The following is a 17,287-nucleotide window of genomic DNA, read 5'->3' on the forward strand; positions in this document are numbered from 1 at the left end:
AGGCAATCTCCAGGAAAGCGAGGTCGGTGTGCCCGACGGATACCGGAGCCTCCCGCGGCGCGCCCTCGGCCGCGCGGCGCGTGACTACCGTGGAGCCGTGCTCGCCTACCAGCAGCGCCGGGCCGACCAGCGGATGCGGCGGATGCTCGACGGACGGTTCACCATCGAGCTCCTGGCGGGTGAGGTGCACGAGGAGGACCTCGCGGTCGTCGTGTGCCTGTGGAACCGGCGGGAGCGGCTCGCCGACGTGATCCGTCTGCTGCGCGACCAACGAGTCGACCGCCACCTCCGGTTGGTGCTCTGGAACAACCAGCCGGACGACGAGGCACACTATCGCCGGGTCATCGCGGAGGTCGGCGTGGGCGGTGCGCTCCGCAGCATCGAGTTCCGCGCCAGCCCGGAGAACATCGGCGGCATCGGACGCTTCTGGGCGGCTCGCAAGCTCAGACTCGCCGGCTATCGCGGACCGTTCGTGATGTTGGACGACGATCAGGACGTCGAACCGGACTTCATCCGATCGCTCCTCGAACGAGCGGGCGAGCGGGTGATCGCGGGGGTCTGGGCCTATGCGAACCACGGCTCCTACTGGAACCGGACGGATCTCGCCGACCGCGAGCGGGCCGATTACGTCGGCACCGGCGGCTGCGTCTGCGATTCCGAGATCGTCACGGATGACGCGTTCTTCACCGACCTGCCCGAGCGGTACCGGTTCCTCGAGGACATCTGGATGTCGTTCCTGGCCGCCCGCCTCGGGTGGCGTCTGGAGAAGGCGGACCTCCCCGTCACGTTCGTCCTCGACGAGACCAATCAGAACCATACGCTCGCGTACATCAAAGACGAGTTCTACGCCTACCTGCACCACGACCACACCGGACCGACCGACGCGTAAGCTGGAGCGGTTGTCCCGATGCCGACCCGACAGGAACACACTCGATGAAACTCGCCATGACGATCATGGTCCGCGACGAAGCGGACATCATCGCGGCCATGCTCGACCACCACGAGGCCCAAGGGGTCGACACCTTCATCGTCACCGACAACGGGTCGGTCGACGGCACCACCGAGATCCTCGAGCGCTACGCGGCCGAGGGGCGGATCGACCTCCGTCATGACCCGGTGCACCGCAAGCAGCAGGCACCCGTGGTCACGCAGATGGCGCGCGACGCCTACACCCGTTATGGAGCGGACTGGGTCATCAACGCCGATGCCGACGAGTTCTTCCTGCCCGTCGATCGCACCAAGACCCTCCACGAGGTGTTCGAGCAGATCCCCAAGACCTACCTCAGTTTCCTCGTCCCGGTCGTCAACCTGACCGGCGCACCGGCCAAGGACGGCACCGGCTTCGATCGGCTCGTCTACCGCGACGCCCGAACCCAGGACCAGCTCGAGCTCGCCGGGGTGCGTGCCCACCCGACCCCGGACGCCGTGCACATCGGGTCCCCCGACATCGACGTGATCCAGGGCAACCACTTCGTGAGCCTGGCGTCGCAGGGTTCCCCGCCACCGGAACTCGCCATCGAGGTCCTCCACCTGCCGTGGCGTTCGTGGAAGCAGTACAAGAACAAGGTCGAGATCTCCGGGCGCGCCTACGAGAGCAACCCCGAGTTGACACCCAGCCCGAACCACCACGGGATGCGCGACTATGCGAGATTGAAGGCGGGTGCGCTGCTGCCGTACTACTTCATGCGCCACCCCACGCCCGAGGAGCTCGAGCAGGGAGCGGTCGACGGCACCCTGGTGCGCGATGACGTGCTCGCCGATGCGCTCACGGCGCCCGTGCCGGATGCGGACTTCGACAAGGCGACCCGGAAAGCACAGCTCGCCTTCAGCGAGGCGCTCCGGTACGACCGTGTGCAGCGGGCGAAGCGCATCGCCTCCGGCTTCGAGGATCGACTCGAAGCCGCAGCGGAGCGCGAGGCCGACCTCGCAGCCCGCCTCGCCGTTGTGGAAGGTGAGGCGGCAGCCCTGCGCTCGAGGCGGGTCGTGCGCGCCACGGATCGACTCGCACGACTCGTCCGCCGTCGCTGACCGGTCTCACCAGCGCTTCAGTGCCGCCACCACCGGCGTGAGTGCCGTGGTCCCGCCGATGCTGAGTCAGGCCTGACGCCAGCGAAGTCTGGAATCTGTCGCGGATCGCGAGCAGACCATCAGGAGCCCGGTCGCCGTTCGGCCGTACTGCCCGTCGAGCGAAGCTTTACAGAACGCCCCCGGAGTGACACCGTCCCGATGCGGGTTCCCTGCTGAACCGAGCGGTGGCGCCGGCGCCGGAGGCGGGTTCGGAGCAGGAGCCGGCGCAGGTGGCGGAAGGCAGACGAAGCGATCTGCCACAGCGGGAGAAAGCGCCGCGGCACCACCGAGCAAGGTCAGTTCCGTAACTCCTGCCGAAGCCAAACCGTTGGCGACGACAGGCGGAAGGCAAGTCGGCGTCACGACGTACAGCGACGAGCCGGTGCGGCCCGCGAGGACGGCACCCGCCAGTGCGTCCGCATACGCGGTTCCCGTTGCAATCAGGGCAGACGAACTTCCCGATGGAAACTGACTGTTGATGAGGACCGACGTCTCGTAGCGATCCTGGCCGGCGATGCGGCCAACGGATGAGACGGACTTCCGCAGTCCGCCCGCGTAGCCTTCCCCGATAGCGGCCGAACCGCCGATGAGCGTCGCACTCGTCGTTCCCAACGCCTGGAACAGTCCCAGATCATCCAAGCTAGGGCCCGATGAGCTTCCGTCGACCAGCAACACCGGGATCCCGCGGGGTCCGCTTGCGGCCCCCGCGGAGAGGGCGTCGGGAAAGTTGGATCCTGTCGCGAGGAAGACCTGCGTTGCTCCGGTCACCGAGAACGCTCGCTGAATCAGCGCTCGCGACGTCGCGAACCGATCTGTACCCGAGACTCTCTCGACGGTGATACCGAGAACACCGAGTTCGTCGACCACCGAAGCGTCGACGGCGTTCACACCGCCGACGACGACGACCTTCGTGACGCCGAGGCGCGAGAGTTCCGCTCGAACGGTCTCGGGAAGCCGATCGCGCATCGTGAGGAGGAGTGGACCACCTTCTACCATCGCTGCGGGCGCCGCGCTGAGGGCGTCCGGAAAGTTGAAGCCGGTCGCCAAGTACGCAACGGTGGCCCCGCCGTCGGGGAACGCTGCCTGCGAGATGGCGACCGCCGTCGAGAATCGATCGTCGCCCGCCAGTCTGACCGTCGCCGCCTGAGCTGGAGCGGCTGTGCCAGCCATCAGGCCGGCGCTTGCGAGAGCGATGGTCGCCGCCACGGCGAGCATCGCCAATCGACCGCGTGGAGCGAACGTTCTGTGCACAGCGCTGTCCTTGCCGCCGACCGCTCGGGTTCGGCAGGCGAGCTGAACTCTAGCAGAGGTGATCACCTCAGTACTGCACCCTCGAGGCACGGCTCCGATGATCGGGGTCAGCAGCGCTTCAGTGCCGCCACCGCCGGCGTGAGTGCCGTGGTCCCGCCGACCACCGACACCGTCTTGGGCTGCAACGCCGCAAGGCGGTCGAGTACGGAAGACGACACACAGGTGGACCCGCTCGTGAGCATCGGTACACCCAACGCGCCGGCTGCGAGTGCGTCGGGGAAGTTCGCCCCCGAGGCCAACAGCACCTGATCGACGGCGCCCGGCCACGCGGCGGCCACGATCTGCGCGGCCGTGTCGTAGCGGTCGGCTCCCGCATACCGCGTCACCTTGCCCGGGTAGAGGTGTTCCAACTGCGACTGGATACCGGCGCTCATCGCCGCACGCCCGCCCACGAGTCTGACGTCGCGGACCCCGAGCCCGGCGATCATCCGGAGCGTCGCAGCGTCCACGGTCGACGCACCACCGTCGACGAGGACCACGGCACCTCCCAGACTGGCTGCGGCCGGGCCGGCGGCGAGTGCGTCCGGGAAGTTGGACCCGATCGCGAGGTAGACCGTCGAGGCGCTACGCAGCGCGTCCGCGATGAGCAGTCGGTTCGTCTCGAACCGGTCCGACCCACCGATGCGGGTCGTACCGTGTGCGAATGCGAGCCCCGTGACCTGGCTGAGGACCGCGTCGGACACGGCCGACGTCCCGCCGACCACCTTCACCGTCCCAGGACGCAATCTGAGCAGCTCCGCCCGCACCGCGTCCGGCAGGACCTCCGGTGCCGTCAGGAGGACCGGCGCACCGATCGAGGCGGCGAGGGCTCCGGCTCCCAGCGCGTCCGGGAAGGTGTTCCCCGACGTCAGGTAGACGGTTCCGGTACCCGTGTCGAACGGAGCGAACGCCTGCGCCGTCGCGACCGCGGTCTGGTAGCGGTCCTCCCCCGAGATCCGGACGACCTCCGGCGAAGCGGCCACGGTCAGCGCGGCGGAGACCAGTCGTCCGTCGTCGGACCCGCTCACCCCCCAGAGTCGTTGCACGCCGGCGGGAGCGTCGGCCGGCAGTCGAAGCGTCCCCGCGACCCCGCCGCCCGCATCGGCGACCAGCGCTCCGACCTGCTCAGCGGAACCCGTCGACGGGTGCAGGGAGAAGGTGACCGTCTCCGCCGGTGCGAACCCTCCTGCCTGGACGACGAGGTCGCCTCCCGAGAAGACCGCCCCGCTCGTCGAGAGCGCCTCCGTCGAGCTGAGTGGCATCGGGGTGCCCGGACCGGACGCGAGGCGGAACCGGCTGGTGGCGCCCGCGATCGAGAGGTCCAGGTCGTCCCCGGGAACCCAGCCGCTCGGAACGACGATGTCGACCGTCACCGCACCCGATCCGTCGACCGTCGCCCCGACAGGTGCAGCGACCGCACCGGACAGGTCGCCGCCCGACGCGAGTCCCCGCGTGACGTTCGTGATCGAGGCCGTCACCTGCTCACCAGGCGTGAAGCCGAACGCGCTGGCGGTCACCACGGCTCCCGCCCCGACGGGGCCCGTGATGCTCCAACTCCACCTGGTCGCCGTCGGGCCCGAACGGACCGTCAGCGGTAGGGAGATGGTCTGTGCTGCGCCACCTCCCGAGGGTGTGCACGTGAGCTGCAGGGACCCGGCCGTACCATCGGGGATCGACGCCGACATCTGACCGTCCCGGGAGGTCACGCCGAGCGCTGAATTCGCCTCCGAGGGCGACGGCAGCGGTGTCGATGCTGCGGCGTCGACGAACGCCCAGCTCTGGGAGAACGCGTCACCGCCGTCACCGCACTCGGCGGTCTCGCCGATGAAGTCCACGGTGAATGCGCCATCCGGTGCGACGGACGGTGCAGAGACGTAGGCGCCCGTCGGAGCCGGTTGCGGAGCCTCGGCCACGGCCGCGGGGACGGCACCGAGGGCAGTCGAGCCCACCGCGATGGCGACGACCGCGCCGATCGCGACCGAGGTTCTGCGTCGTGGTCTCGGACCGACGTGTCGGGCCCCGGTCGTCTCTGGCATCTCGGGGCCTTTCGCTCGGGGATGTCGTCCTCTGAGGGTATCGAGCGGACCAGCACCGGAGAGACGCCACGCTGCGGTCCCCGACGAGACCCTTCGAGCCGGACCCTGTCAGCCGGCGTCCCGTCCCAGTTCGGCCCAGAGCGCGCTGACGCCGTCGTCGAGTGAGGTCGGCGACTGCGGCCGACCGAACTCGCCCTCGTACCGGGAGACGTCCAGGACGACCCGATCGACGAACGTCTTCGGTTGCGGCAGGCGTTCGATCGCGAAGTCGACGCCGGTGACGCGACGCAAGGAGGCGAACACCTCGGACACGGAGAACCCGATGCCGCTGCCGAGGTTGTAGGTGGAGTGCTCCGGCGTGGTCGCAACCACCGGCAGGATCATCCGTACGAGATCCTCGACGTAGACGTAATCGCGGACCATCGACCCGTCGCCGAACTGTTGGATCGGCCGGCCGAGAGCGATCTGTCTCAGCGCGATCGGGATGAGCCCCTGCTTGCGGTTCGGACGCTGGCGAGTGCCGTAGGGGTTCGACACCCGCAGGGCCGTCGAGGCCAGACCGTGCTTCGCCCGGAAGTAGTCGAGGTAGTGCTCGATCGCGAGCTTGCCGATGCCGTAGGGCGAGATCGGGAGCGCCTGGTCCGTCTCCGAGTAGACGTCCTGACCCTGCTGCCCGTAGATCGCCCCGCCGGTCGATGCGAACACGAATCGGCCGACACCCGCGGCGACACTCGACTCGAGGAGCTCGATCGTCTGGGCGATGTTGGTGCGGACGTCCAGCGTCGGATCGCTCTCCGCCGTCGCCGGCGTGGTCGTCGACAGGAAATGGAACACGAGTTCCTGACCTCGGACGGCTTCCTCGAGGTCGCTCCGACTGAGGAACTCCCCGGTCAGCACTCGGGCCCGCTCGGAGCTGAAGGTCGTCGTGCCCGAGCTGAACCGGTCGAACGCGGTCACCTCGTGGCCGGCACCGTCGAGCGCGTCGACGAGGTGCGAACCGATGAACCCGTTCGCACCGATGACCAGTGCCTTAGCCACGCATGACCCGTTCGACTGCCGACACGAACGCGTCACCCGAGTCGCTCCAGCTTGCACCGGCGACCGAGGCGGACATGGCCAGACCACGAGCGGTCGCATCCGGCCGGTCGAAGACGCCGGCGAGCGTACGAGCGAGCGCCATGGGCACCGGAGGCACGTATTCGATGAACGGGTTGTCCGACACCATGCGGTTGTTCGGACCGTCGTTCACGACCGGGGCGACGCCGCTCGAGATCAACTCGAGCGGGAGCAGCGACATGTTGGTCAGCGACAACACGAGCCCCGCAGCACAGCGGTTGTAGAGCTCGTTGAGCTCGGCCAGCTGCATGCTGGAGTGGTTCTTGTACGCGAACGGCAAGTCCCATCCGGAGACGTCCCAACCGGCCAGGTTGATGGTGACATCCGGCTTCAGCTCCGAGAAGTCCTTCAGCGCGAGGACGCCGAGCTCGAACGCGCGCCGCGAGGTGACCGGGCGTGCGTAGAAGAAGATCTCGTTCCGTGGACGCTCATTCGTGATCCGGTAGAGCGAGGTGTCGACCGAGAAGTCGAAGGAGTCACATGCCATGCCGTACTCGGTGCTGAGCTTGTGGGCCAGCCACCCGCCAGCCGTGATGCCGTGGAATCCGAAGCGGTAGGTGTTCTCCGCGAGGATGTACTCCGAGCCGATCGCATAGAAGTACGGCTCGAAGTCCTGCACGAAGTAGAAGCGCTTCGCCGTCGAGCGATCGAGGTAGGAGGCGTAGGCGGTCTCCCAGCCGGTGGCGAACAACGCCTGGGTGTCCGCATCCACGCCGACGGAGGCGTCGTACATCCGGATGTCGGCCTTGAGATCCGGGTACGACTTCGAAGCGGCGAGCATCTGCTTCGTCGCGTCGAGACTCGGCGTCAGGTGCAGATTGTCGTAGAGGTAGATCGTGCAGTGGTGACCTGCCCGTTCAGCGAAGTCGATGAACCGGAACAGGTTCTGGTGGCCGCCGCTCTCGGCTCCCGGCGGCGACATGATCCAGGCCATGCGGACCGGGCCGTCGGCGACGGTCACCGGGTTCGCGAAGCGTTCGCCGGGCACCGTCCAGTCGACGGCTGCGGCGTGCTCGAGGTTGACGAGCATCTCCCCGCCGGCGTTCTGCAGGCTCAGTTGGGTCGAGAGCTTGCTGAACACCCGACCGAGGAAGGCCTTCGGACCGAGGTCCTTGAAGAACCGGAGGAGGCGGGCGGCACGGGTCCTGACACGGGCGGCGCGGGTGCGCACCGCCGTCAGCCGCGAGCTGAGAGGCGACACGGTCAGGCCTGCTGGGCCAGCAGCGTCTGCAGGTAGCGACCGTAACCGCTCTTCACCAGCGGAGCGGCGAGGGCTGCGAGCTGCTCATCGTCGATCCAACCGGCACGCCACGCGATCTCCTCGATGCAGCCGACCTTGAAGCCCTGGCGGTCTTCGATCACACGCACGTACTCGGACGCCTGCATCATCGACTCGAAGGTGCCGGTGTCGAGCCAGGCGGTGCCACGGTCGAGCACCTGGACCTGCAGGGTGCCGCGCTCCAGATAGCGCTCGTTGACCGTCGAGATCTCGAGCTCGCCTCGGGCGGAGGGCTCGATCGTCTTGGCGATCTCGACGATCGAGTTGTCGTAGAAGTACAGTCCGGGCACCGCATAGTTGCTCTTCGGCTGCGCGGGCTTCTCCTCGATGGAAAGCGCTTTGAAGTCGTCGTCGAACTCGACGACGCCGTAGGCCTTCGGATCGGCGACCTGGTAGGCGAAGATGAGCGCGCCGTCGATGTCGTTGTGACTGCGGAGAGCTGAACCGAGGCCGGTGCCGTGGAAGATGTTGTCGCCGAGGACCAGGGCGACGCTCTCGTCTCCGATGAAGTCCTCACCGATGATGAACGCCTGCGCAAGGCCGTCCGGAGACGGCTGGACGGCGTACTCGAGGCGGATGCCGAGATCGTCGCCGTTGCCGAGGAGCGCCCGGAACTGCTCGTTGTACTCCGGGGTGGTGATGATGAGGATCTCCTTGATCCCCGCCATCATGAGCGTCGACAGGGGGTAGTAGATCATCGGCTTGTCGTAGATGGGCATGAGCTGCTTGGAGATGCCCTTGGTGATCGGCCAGAGACGCGTGCCGGATCCACCGGCGAGAATGATGCCGCGCATCGTCAGTTCCCCTTCAAGGTCGCGTAGAACGCCCGGGCGTCGTCCCAGGTCGGCAGGAGACCGGCGGCGGCCGCCTCGTCGAGACCGGGGGCCTCGGTGTCCTTCGGTGAGAGCAGAGGCGTGCCGGCCTCCGGTGGGATGACGAGACCGATCCGCTCGTCGAGCGGGTTGATGCCGTGCTCGCGGTCGGGGCGGTACACGTCGGTCACGAGGTAGCTGACGGTGGCGTCGTCGGTCAGGGCGACGAAGCAGTGGCCGAGGCCCTCGGAGATGAAGATCGCCTTGCGGTCGGTGTCGTCGAGCAGCACCGAGTCCCACTGGCCGAAGGTCGGTGAGCCCACGCGGATGTCGATGACGTAGTCGAGGACGGCACCGCGGGTGGCCGTGACGTACTTCGCCTGCCCGATCGGGATGTCGGCGAAGTGGATGCCGCGCACCGAGCCGCGCTTCGACACCGAGGTGTTGGACTGGGCCAGCTTGATCGACCGACCGGAGGCCTCTTCGAGCTTGTCGAAGCGGTACCACTCGAGGAACACGCCTCGGTCGTCGCCGAACTGCTTCGGCGTGATCTCATAGCTGTCGGGGACGTTCAGTTCGCGGATCTGCACCCGGGGAGTCTACCAAGTCGGCGCTCGGCGACAGTATTCCGCGGTTCCGTCACCGGTTGTCTCAGGCATAATCGAGTGTCCGCGCACAGAACGGCCCGCCATGATCCCTCTGCTCCGCCGCCTCTGGAACGGTGTCTCCGCGTACGCGGTGAAGTTCGGCGTCGTCGGGCTGATCGGCTTCGGCCTCGATGTGCTCGTGTTCAACCTGCTGCGCGTCGGCGTCTTCGGACACGACCACCTCGCGCAGTCCCCCCTCGGCGCCAAGGTCATCAGTGTCTCGGTCGCCATCGTCTTCAACTGGATCGGCAACCGGTACTGGACCTTCCGCGAGCATCGCCGGAAGAACTTCGTCCTGGAACTCGGCGAGTACGTGATCGTCTCCCTGGGTGGCATGGCCATCGCCGTCGGGTGTCTCTACGTCAGCCACTACGTCCTCGGCTTCACCTCGCTGCTCGCCGACAACCTGGCCTCGAACGTCATCGGGCTCGGCCTCGGGACCCTTTTCCGTTTCTTCCTCTACCGCTTCTGGGTCTACGGACACCATCGGGCGGACGGCCTGGCCAACCTCGCTCGCGTTGAGGAGGCCCAGCGAACGCTGTTCGAGGAGCCACCGGCGACTCAGGCACCGACAGGTTCCGCCCTGCCCGAGCCGGGTACGATGAACGGGCCACTCCCGAGAGGACCCCTATCTTGACGTACCTGATCACCGGCGCTTCCGGCATGCTCGGCCACGACCTGCAGGAGGCCCTGACGGGTCGCGAGGTCACCGCCCTCGGTCGCGCCGAGCTCGACGTGACCGACCTCGAGGCCGTCCGTTCCGCCGTCGCAGGGCACTCGGCCGTCATCAACGCCGCCGCCTACACGAAGGTGGACGACGCCGAGTCGCACGAAGCAGACGCCGCGGCCGTGAACGCCATCGGGGCCCGCAACCTCGCGATCGCCGCTCGGGAGGCCGGCGCGAAGCTCGTCCAGGTGTCGACCGACTACGTCTTCGACGGCTCCGCGACCTCGCCGTACCAGGAGGACCACGAGCTCGCCCCGATCAGCGCGTACGGCCGGACGAAGGCCGACGGGGAGCGCGCCGTCCTCGCCGAGCACCCGAACGGCGGCTACATCGTGCGGACGGCATGGCTGTACGGCAAGAACGGACCGAACTTCGCCGCCACCATGGCGAAGCTCGCGGCGAACGGCGTCGACCCGGCCGTCGTGACCGACCAGTTGGGTCAGCCCACGTGGACCGCCGACCTCGCCGCGCAAATCGTCGCACTGCTCGACGCCGACGCTCCTGCCGGGGTCTACCACGGCACCAACGCCGGACAGGCCTCCTGGTACGAGTTCGCCCAGGCGGTCTTCGCGGCGGTCGGCGCGGACCCGGCCCGGGTCTCCCCCACCGACAGCTCGGCGTTCGTCCGCCCCGCGCCGCGCCCCGCCTACTCGGTGCTCGGCCACGACGCCTGGGCCACCGCCGGTCTCGCCCCGATGCGTGACTGGCGGGAGGCCTTCGAGGCAGCGACGCAGCACGGCGTCGTCACGGCACCGTGACCACCCTGCGCGTCGTCGTCGACCAGATCGTCGCGCCGGTCGCCGGCGGGGTCGGTCGTTACTCCGAGGAACTCACCCGTGAGCTCATCGCGAGCGCCCCAGCGGGATGCGACGTCGAGGGCATCGTCTCGGCGGTATCGAAGGAGAAGATCGACCTCCTCGAGTCCAAGCTCCCCGGACTGGCGACGCTGCATCGCACGACGCTCCCGCGCCGCGAGCTCAGTGCCGCCTGGCAGCTCGGCATCGTCGCGCCCGGCACCGCGAACGGCATGGTGCACGCCCCGGGCCTGCTCGCCCCGCTCAACCGCCACGACCGCATCAACGACGGCAACCAGATCGTCGTCACCATCCACGACACGCTCGCCTGGTCGCACCCGTCGTCACTGACACCGATGTCGGTGGCGTGGCAGAAGGCGATGGTCAAGCGGGCGCGGAAGCACGCGGACGCCATCGTGGTCCCGACGCACGCCGTCGCCGACGAACTGCGCGACATCGTCGATCTCGGCGACCGCGTCCGCGTCATCGGCGGGGCCGCCGCGACCACGCTCACCATCCCGACCGACGCCGACGGTCGAGCACGGACGCTCGACCTCCCCGCCGAGTACCTCGTGTCGGTCGGCTCACTCGACCCCCGTCGCGGCATCACGGAACTCATCACCGGCCTCGGACGACCCGGTGCACCCGACCTCCCCCTGCTCATCGTCGGCACGGACAGCTGGGGCGACGTCACCCTCGCGCAGGTCGCCGACGAGGCCGGGCTGCCGGAGGGTCGCGTGCGTGCGCTCGGGTTCCTCGACGACGCCGACCTCGCCGTCGTCCTCGACCGCGCGACCGCCTTCATCTACCCGAGTCTCGCCGAGGGGTTCGGGCTCCCACTCGTCGAGGCGTTCCGCTTCGGCACGCCCGTCATCCACTCCGACGTCCCGGCGCTCGTCGAGGTCGGCGGCGGCGCCGGCGTCGTGGTCGAGTCCGGTGCCAAGGGGTACGCCGATCGACTCATCGCCACCATCAACGACGTCATCGGCGACAGCGAACGCCTCGCCCGCCTGCGCATCCTCGGCATGGACCGCGAGCAGGCCTTCAGTTGGCGCGACTCCGCCGAACGCGTCTGGCAGCTGCACGCGGAGATCTGACACCGACGCCGAGCCGGACGGACGACCTCTCAGAGCGGCCTCAGCCGGCGTCCGGCTCCGGGCTCGGCGACGGCGGGAACAGCTGGTCCTGCACCATCTGGTGGATGAGCGTGTAGTCGGGCTCTTCCGGGTCGATCGTCGGCGGGACGAACTGCAGCGAGTTGATCGGCAGCTCGCGCGTCTTGAGCGCGAGGTTCACGAAGTAACCGAGCATTCCCTGGGGCACATCGGTCTTGACGACGTCGCCTCCCGCAGCTGCGACGTCCTGGAAGCGCGCGAGGACGTTCGCCGGGTTGAACTGCTTGAGCATCGCCGTCTGGAGGATGTGCTGGCGCTCCATGCGGTCGTAGTCGCTCGTCGAGTGCCGCGACCGGGCGTACATGAGCGCGGTCCAGCCGTCCATGTGCTGCTCGCCGGGTTCGATCCACTTCGTGACGTTCTCGAGGTCGGCGTCGCCGTCCATCGGTAGTCGCTCCTTGACGTCGATGTCGACGCCACCGAGCGTGTCGATCAGCGTGGCGAAGCCGTACATGTCGATGAGGACGTACCACTGGATGTGCAGCCCGGTGATGCCCTCGGCTGCCTGCTTCATCGCCTCGATGCCGGGCTCGCTCGCCTCAGCCGTCGCCTTGGGGAACAGTTCGGGGTTCTTCAGCTCGATCTCGGTGTAGATCGAGTTGAGCTGACAGACGTCGACGTCGCAGGAGTCGTCGTAGCCGTCCGGATAGAGGGACGCCATCTCGCTGCCCTCGGGGAACGGGATGTCGACGAGGTCACGCGGCATCGACATGGTCGTCGCCTGCCCGGTCTCGGCGTTGATGCTGACGACCGACATGCTGTCCGGCCGCATGCCGTCGCGGTCGGGGCCGGCGTCGCCACCGAGCAGCAGGATGTTGTAGTAGCCGTCGACCGGCGGCTCCGACGGGCCGGTGTTGCCGAAGATGGAGGAGATCGACCCGCGGGTGGCGCCTGCGACCACCGCTCCGTAGCCGGCCCCACCGGCCACCAGCACCATGGCGAGGGTCGTGAACAGCGCCACACCGAGCCTGGCGTTCGGCGAGGCCTTCACGAGGCGGACGAGCCGCAGGGTGTCGAGCGTCAACACGATCCACAGGATCGCGTAGGCGGCGAGGAGGATCTGGGCGACGGTGAGGGCGATCGGATTCGTCGCGAGGGTGAAGAGCACCTCGCGGGCGAGGAACATGAGGGCAACGCCGACGACGACGAGCAGCCAGAGGAAGAGGGTGAACCCGAGGCCGAACCGACCGAGCTTCCGGTTCCCGGCGAGCACCTGCGCGGAGCCGGGGATCAGCAGATTGAGCAGGACCAGCCACCAGGCGCGCTTCGTCATCACCTCGCGCGAACGGGTGTCGGGATACCGCATCGGCTTCGCGGCGGTGGCTGCACTCGTCATAGCTGCGCTTTGAGGTTCCGGTTCTTCTCCTCGACGGAGTCGGCGAGGCCCGCGGCGTAGGCCACGAGCGCCTGGTGCAGGGCGTCGTCGGCCGTGGCGAGGATCTTGACGGCGATCAGCGCGGCGTTCTTCGCGCCGCCGATCGACACGGTCGCGACCGGCACGCCAGCGGGCATCTGCACGATCGACAGGAGCGAGTCGAGGCCGTCGAGGCGGGAGAGCGGCACCGGGACGCCGACGACCGGGAGCGTGGTGACGGAGGCGAGCATTCCGGGAAGGTGCGCCGCTCCACCGGCACCGGCGATGACGACCTTGATGCCACGGCCGTGGGCGGCTTTGCCGTAGGCGATCATCTTCTCGGGCGTGCGGTGGGCCGACAGCACCTCGACCTCGAACGGCACGCCGAAGTCGCGGAGCACCTGCGCCGCGTCGCTCATGACGTTCCAGTCGGAGTCCGAGCCCATCACGACGCCGACGAGCGGCGGGGCGTCACGGGACGGGGCGGAGTTCTCGGGCATGAGCACCATCGTAGATCGCGGTGCCTGAAGATCGGCTCAGGACGCACCGCAGCTGGCGGACAAGCCCTCGCCCAGGAGCCCCCAGTCCGGGGACGCCTCGGTACCGCGCAGCGCACCGGTCGACAGGTGTCTGGGACAATCGGCGGATGAGCACGTCGACCGCGGACGGATCCGCAGCACGCCACGAGCCGCCCAGCCAGCGCGAGCTGCGGCGGTGGCGCGGGTACCTCGCCGACGAACGCGCCGAGGCCGCCGTCTACCGGGATCTCGCCGGGCGGCGGAGCGGTGAGGAGCGCGACATCCTGCTCGCGCTCGCGGAGGCCGAGAAACGCCACGAGTCGCACTGGATCGCCCTGCTCGGGGAGGACGTCGGCAAGCCGCAACGCGGTGACCTGCGGACCAGGCTGCTCGGCTGGCTCGCGAGGCGGTTCGGATCCGTCTTCGTCCTGGCGCTCGTCCAGCGCGCCGAGTCGCGCTCGCCCTACGCGACCGAACGGGCGGCCACCGAGCGCATGGCCGCCGACGAGCAGATCCACGAGGAGGTCGTCCGGGGCCTGGCCGCCCGAGGACGCAACCGCCTGTCCGGAACCTTCCGGGCGGCCGTGTTCGGAGCGAACGACGGACTCGTCTCGAACCTCGCGCTCGTCATCGGCATGAGCGCCACCGGCGTCGGCAACGGCGTCGTCCTCGCCGCCGGGCTCGCGGGCCTCCTGGCGGGCGCGCTGTCGATGGGAGCCGGCGAGTACGTCTCGGTCCGGTCGCAGCGGGAACTGCTCGAGGCGTCCAGCCCCAACCCGGCGGCCGACGACGCCCTCCCCCACCTCGACGTCGACGCGAACGAACTCGCGCTCGTCTACCGGGCACGCGGCATGGAGGTCGGTGAAGCCGAGGCCCACGCAGCGGACGTCCTGGCCCGCGTCGGCGCCGGTACCTACCAGCGCGAGGCCCGGACGGCGATGGAGCACGAGGCCATCGGGACCGGGCTCGGTGCCGCGCTCTCGAGCTTCTGCTTCTTCGCGTCGGGCGCCGTCATCCCGGTCCTGCCCTACCTGTTCGGACTGCAGGGTGTCGCTGCATTGCTGGTCGCCGCGCTCCTGGTCGGGGTGGCCCTGCTCGGCACCGGCGCCGTCGTCGGGCTGCTCTCCGGGGGGCCACCGCTTCGCCGGGCACTGCGACAACTCGCGATCGGGTACGGCGCTGCTGCGGCGACCTACGTGCTCGGCCTGCTCTTCGGCGCGAACGTCGGCTGACCCGGCCGTCGGTCGTCCGCCGCGCGACACCGGGAGCCGATGCGAACACGTAATCTGCCGTCCACGAGTGCGTCACCGGCGTTCCCTACGCTGAGCCCGCCGTCCGTCGACCCGGAGGGCGGGGGGGGCGCGTGAGGCAGGTGCAGGACCGGACCGACGTGTCTCCTCTCCTCGGAGCGGTTCCGCGAACGCAGCCCGACATCCAGTTGCTCCGCGCGATCGCCGTCCTGTCCGTCGTGGTCTTCCACCTGTCGTCGAGCCTCCTGCCCGGCGGGTACGTCGGCGTCGACGTGTTCTTCGTCGTCAGTGGCTATCTGATCACGAGCCACCTCGCACGCCAGGCCGACCAGACGGGCCGCGTCGACCTCCCGGCGTTCTGGGCCCGGAGGATCCGGCGACTCCTGCCGGCCGCTCTGCTCGTCCTCGCCGTCACCGCCGTCCTGATCTGGCGGCTGGCCCCGCCGAGCGCCTGGACGCAGTTCTTCACCGAGACCGTGGCGAGCGCGACCTCCTGGGAGAACTGGTTCCTGGCCGGGAGCTCCGTGGACTATCTCGCACAGGGCAGCGCCGCGTCACCGGTCCAGCACTTCTGGTCGCTCTCCGTCGAAGAGCAGTTCTACCTCGGCTGGCCGCTCGTCGTCGTGCTGTGCGTGTGGCTCACCCGGCGTCGACCGTCGGCCCTCCGCCGCACCCTCGGTGTTGCGCTCGGGATCATCGGTGCCACCTCTCTCCTGTGCTCGATCCTGTACACGGCGGCGGACCCGACTCCGGCGTACTTCGCCACGCCGACCCGTGCCTGGGAGTTCGCGGCCGGCGGTCTGCTCGCGCTCCTCGGGCCGGTCGTGGTCGTGCACCGCACCCGGTGGCGAACGGTCTCCGGCGTCCTCGGTGTCGTCCTCCTGGCGGTCGCCCTGGTCGCCTTCACCGAGCGGACGGCGTTCCCCGGGATCGCCGCCGCCCTCCCGGTCCTCGGGACGCTCCTCGTGATCGTCGGTGGGTCGTCGACCCACCGGTGGTCCGTGACGACCCTTGCGCGCACACGTGCGTCGCTCCTCCTCGGCGATCTCTCCTATTCGCTGTATCTGTGGCACTGGCCGCTCATCGTGGTCGCGCCGTGGGTGCTCGGCGTGCCCGTCGCGCTCGGCGACCCGCTCGGGTGGGCGGTCGCTGCCGCACTCCTGGTCGTCGCCGTGATCCTCGCCGCGCTGACGAAACGGTTCGTCGAGGACCCTGTCCGACGAGCCCCCGTCCTCGCGCACGCACGCTCCGCACGGACCGTCCTGCTGGCGGGCGCGGCGACCGCACTCGTGCTCTGCATCCCGACCGCGGGGTTGCTCACCGTCGCTACGGAGGAACGCACCCTCGCGAGCACCGTGGACGCCTACGTCGCGGACGGCGAACCGTGTTTCGGTGCCGATGCGGCCGTGTCGGGCTGCACCAATCCGGCGTTGGCGGACGAACTCCTGCCGCCGCTGTCGGTGCGGACCGAGGACACCGGCGACACCTTCCGGTGCTCCGCGGCGGCCGACGCACCGGACTTCCCCGGCTGCACCTTCGGTTCCGAGCGCCCGGACGCCACGCGGGTCGCGCTCACCGGGAACTCGCACGCCACGATGCTCATCCCCGGACTCGTCGACCAGCTCGAGGCACGCAACTGGCGACTCGACGTGTACGTCGGCAAGGGCTGCGAGTGGCGGGCACCGGGACCCGACGACTCGGCGGCCTGCGACGCCCGGCGGGCGCTCATGCAGGAGGCGTTCACGGGTGAGCGGCCGTACGACATCATCCTGGTGACCTCCAAGAGTCCGGACGAGACCTCGGTGGCCGAACAGGCCGCGATCCGCGGCGCGACGCTCGCCGCGTGGAGACCGGTGCTCAAGCAGGGGACGTCGATCGTGGTGCTGCGGGACAATCCCCGCGTGCCGACCGAAGCCGCGGCGTGCGTCGACCGCACGAGCGCCGCCGAGCTCATCGCGGGGGCGTGCGCCTTCCCCGTGGCCGAGGCGTACCCGACGTTCGACCTGAACACCGCCACGGCGGCGATGACCGACGGCGCCGTGCCGGTCGTGGATCTCGGCGAGCTGTACTGCGCGGCCGGAACCTGTCCGCTCGCCGTCGGGAACGTGCTCGTCTATCGCGATCTGCACCACATCACGGCCACCTGGTCGCGGACCCTGGGCCCGTTCCTCGTCGACCGGATCCGAGCCGCCACCTCCCGAGGGTGACCAGTCCCCGATCGG

15 protein-coding genes are annotated in these 17,287 nt (G+C 69.1%); 7 read left to right on the top strand and 8 right to left on the bottom strand.

The genetic code is table 11. From position 1 onward, the window contains the following. The first annotated feature begins 28 nt into the window (after window positions 1-28). Window positions 29-889: a glycosyltransferase family 2 protein gene (locus ACQ3HE_RS14590; protein WP_159879411.1), complete on the top strand. Its 861-nt coding sequence runs from the start codon at window positions 29-31 to the stop codon at window positions 887-889. Between the two features lie 44 nt (window positions 890-933). Further along, window positions 934-2,028: a glycosyltransferase family 2 protein gene (locus ACQ3HE_RS14595; protein ID WP_236555506.1), complete on the top strand. Its 1,095-nt coding sequence runs from the start codon at window positions 934-936 to the stop codon at window positions 2,026-2,028. Window positions 2,029-2,094: 66 nt separating this feature from the next. On the opposite strand, the gene ACQ3HE_RS14600 is transcribed toward ACQ3HE_RS14595, so the two are convergent. The 6 genes from ACQ3HE_RS14600 to ACQ3HE_RS14625 all read right to left on the bottom strand — a co-directional run bounded on the left by ACQ3HE_RS14600 (window position 2,095) and on the right by ACQ3HE_RS14625 (window position 9,190). Continuing rightward, complete coding sequence (locus tag ACQ3HE_RS14600) at window positions 2,095-3,273, bottom strand: cell wall-binding repeat-containing protein (protein WP_430893244.1); 1,179 nt, start codon at window positions 3,271-3,273, stop codon at window positions 2,095-2,097. 152 nt (window positions 3,274-3,425) lie between these two features. Continuing rightward, the gene (locus tag ACQ3HE_RS14605) at window positions 3,426-5,393 is read right to left on the bottom strand and encodes a cell wall-binding repeat-containing protein (protein ID WP_430893245.1); all 1,968 of its coding nucleotides are present in this window, start codon (window positions 5,391-5,393) and stop codon (window positions 3,426-3,428) included. Window positions 5,394-5,501: 108 nt separating this feature from the next. Beyond that, window positions 5,502-6,431, bottom strand: a complete 930-nt coding sequence (locus ACQ3HE_RS14610; protein WP_159879417.1) for an NAD-dependent epimerase/dehydratase family protein — start codon at window positions 6,429-6,431, stop codon at window positions 5,502-5,504. Next, window positions 6,424-7,710: a rhamnosyltransferase WsaF family glycosyltransferase gene (locus tag ACQ3HE_RS14615; protein ID WP_411558631.1), complete on the bottom strand. Its 1,287-nt coding sequence runs from the start codon at window positions 7,708-7,710 to the stop codon at window positions 6,424-6,426. Before ACQ3HE_RS14615 ends, ACQ3HE_RS14610 begins: the two co-directional genes overlap by 8 nt. A 2-nt stretch (window positions 7,711-7,712) precedes the next feature. Next, on the bottom strand, window positions 7,713-8,582 hold the full coding sequence (rfbA, locus tag ACQ3HE_RS14620) for a glucose-1-phosphate thymidylyltransferase RfbA (protein ID WP_430893246.1): 870 nt from the start codon (window positions 8,580-8,582) through the stop codon (window positions 7,713-7,715). A 2-nt stretch (window positions 8,583-8,584) separates the two neighbouring features. Continuing rightward, the gene (locus ACQ3HE_RS14625) at window positions 8,585-9,190 is read right to left on the bottom strand and encodes a dTDP-4-dehydrorhamnose 3,5-epimerase family protein (RefSeq protein WP_124769687.1); all 606 of its coding nucleotides are present in this window, start codon (window positions 9,188-9,190) and stop codon (window positions 8,585-8,587) included. Between the two features lie 100 nt (window positions 9,191-9,290). Between ACQ3HE_RS14625 and ACQ3HE_RS14630 the strand changes: the two genes are divergently transcribed. From ACQ3HE_RS14630 to ACQ3HE_RS14640, 3 genes are read left to right on the top strand one after another with little or no spacing between them, the layout of a single operon-like run. Further along, on the top strand, window positions 9,291-9,884 hold the full coding sequence (locus tag ACQ3HE_RS14630) for a GtrA family protein (RefSeq protein ID WP_124769688.1): 594 nt from the start codon (window positions 9,291-9,293) through the stop codon (window positions 9,882-9,884). Beyond that, window positions 9,881-10,732 (top strand): dTDP-4-dehydrorhamnose reductase, encoded by an 852-nt coding sequence (gene rfbD / locus ACQ3HE_RS14635; protein ID WP_124769689.1) that lies wholly within the window; start codon window positions 9,881-9,883, stop codon window positions 10,730-10,732. Before ACQ3HE_RS14630 ends, rfbD begins: the two co-directional genes overlap by 4 nt. Beyond that, complete coding sequence (locus ACQ3HE_RS14640) at window positions 10,729-11,865, top strand: glycosyltransferase family 4 protein (protein ID WP_159879421.1); 1,137 nt, start codon at window positions 10,729-10,731, stop codon at window positions 11,863-11,865. Before rfbD ends, ACQ3HE_RS14640 begins: the two co-directional genes overlap by 4 nt. Window positions 11,866-11,905: 40 nt before the next feature. Here the strand turns inward: ACQ3HE_RS14640 and ACQ3HE_RS14645 are convergent, their stop codons facing one another. Both ACQ3HE_RS14645 and purE read right to left on the bottom strand, forming a co-directional pair. Further along, on the bottom strand, window positions 11,906-13,279 hold the full coding sequence (locus ACQ3HE_RS14645) for an LCP family protein (RefSeq protein WP_236555507.1): 1,374 nt from the start codon (window positions 13,277-13,279) through the stop codon (window positions 11,906-11,908). Then, window positions 13,276-13,797, bottom strand: a complete 522-nt coding sequence (gene purE, locus ACQ3HE_RS14650; protein WP_430893247.1) for a 5-(carboxyamino)imidazole ribonucleotide mutase — start codon at window positions 13,795-13,797, stop codon at window positions 13,276-13,278. Before purE ends, ACQ3HE_RS14645 begins: the two co-directional genes overlap by 4 nt. A 146-nt stretch (window positions 13,798-13,943) precedes the next feature. Here purE and ACQ3HE_RS14655 point away from each other — a divergent pair, with 146 nt between their 5' ends. Continuing rightward, window positions 13,944-15,047: a VIT1/CCC1 transporter family protein gene (locus ACQ3HE_RS14655; protein ID WP_079707308.1), complete on the top strand. Its 1,104-nt coding sequence runs from the start codon at window positions 13,944-13,946 to the stop codon at window positions 15,045-15,047. A gap of 158 nt (window positions 15,048-15,205) precedes the next feature. After that, window positions 15,206-17,272 (top strand): acyltransferase family protein, encoded by a 2,067-nt coding sequence (locus ACQ3HE_RS14660; RefSeq protein ID WP_430893248.1) that lies wholly within the window; start codon window positions 15,206-15,208, stop codon window positions 17,270-17,272. Window positions 17,273-17,287: the final 15 nt, after the last annotated feature.

It is taken from the genome of Plantibacter auratus, from assembly GCF_050587365.1.
GTDB classification, from domain to species: domain Bacteria; phylum Actinomycetota; class Actinomycetes; order Actinomycetales; family Microbacteriaceae; genus Plantibacter; species Plantibacter auratus.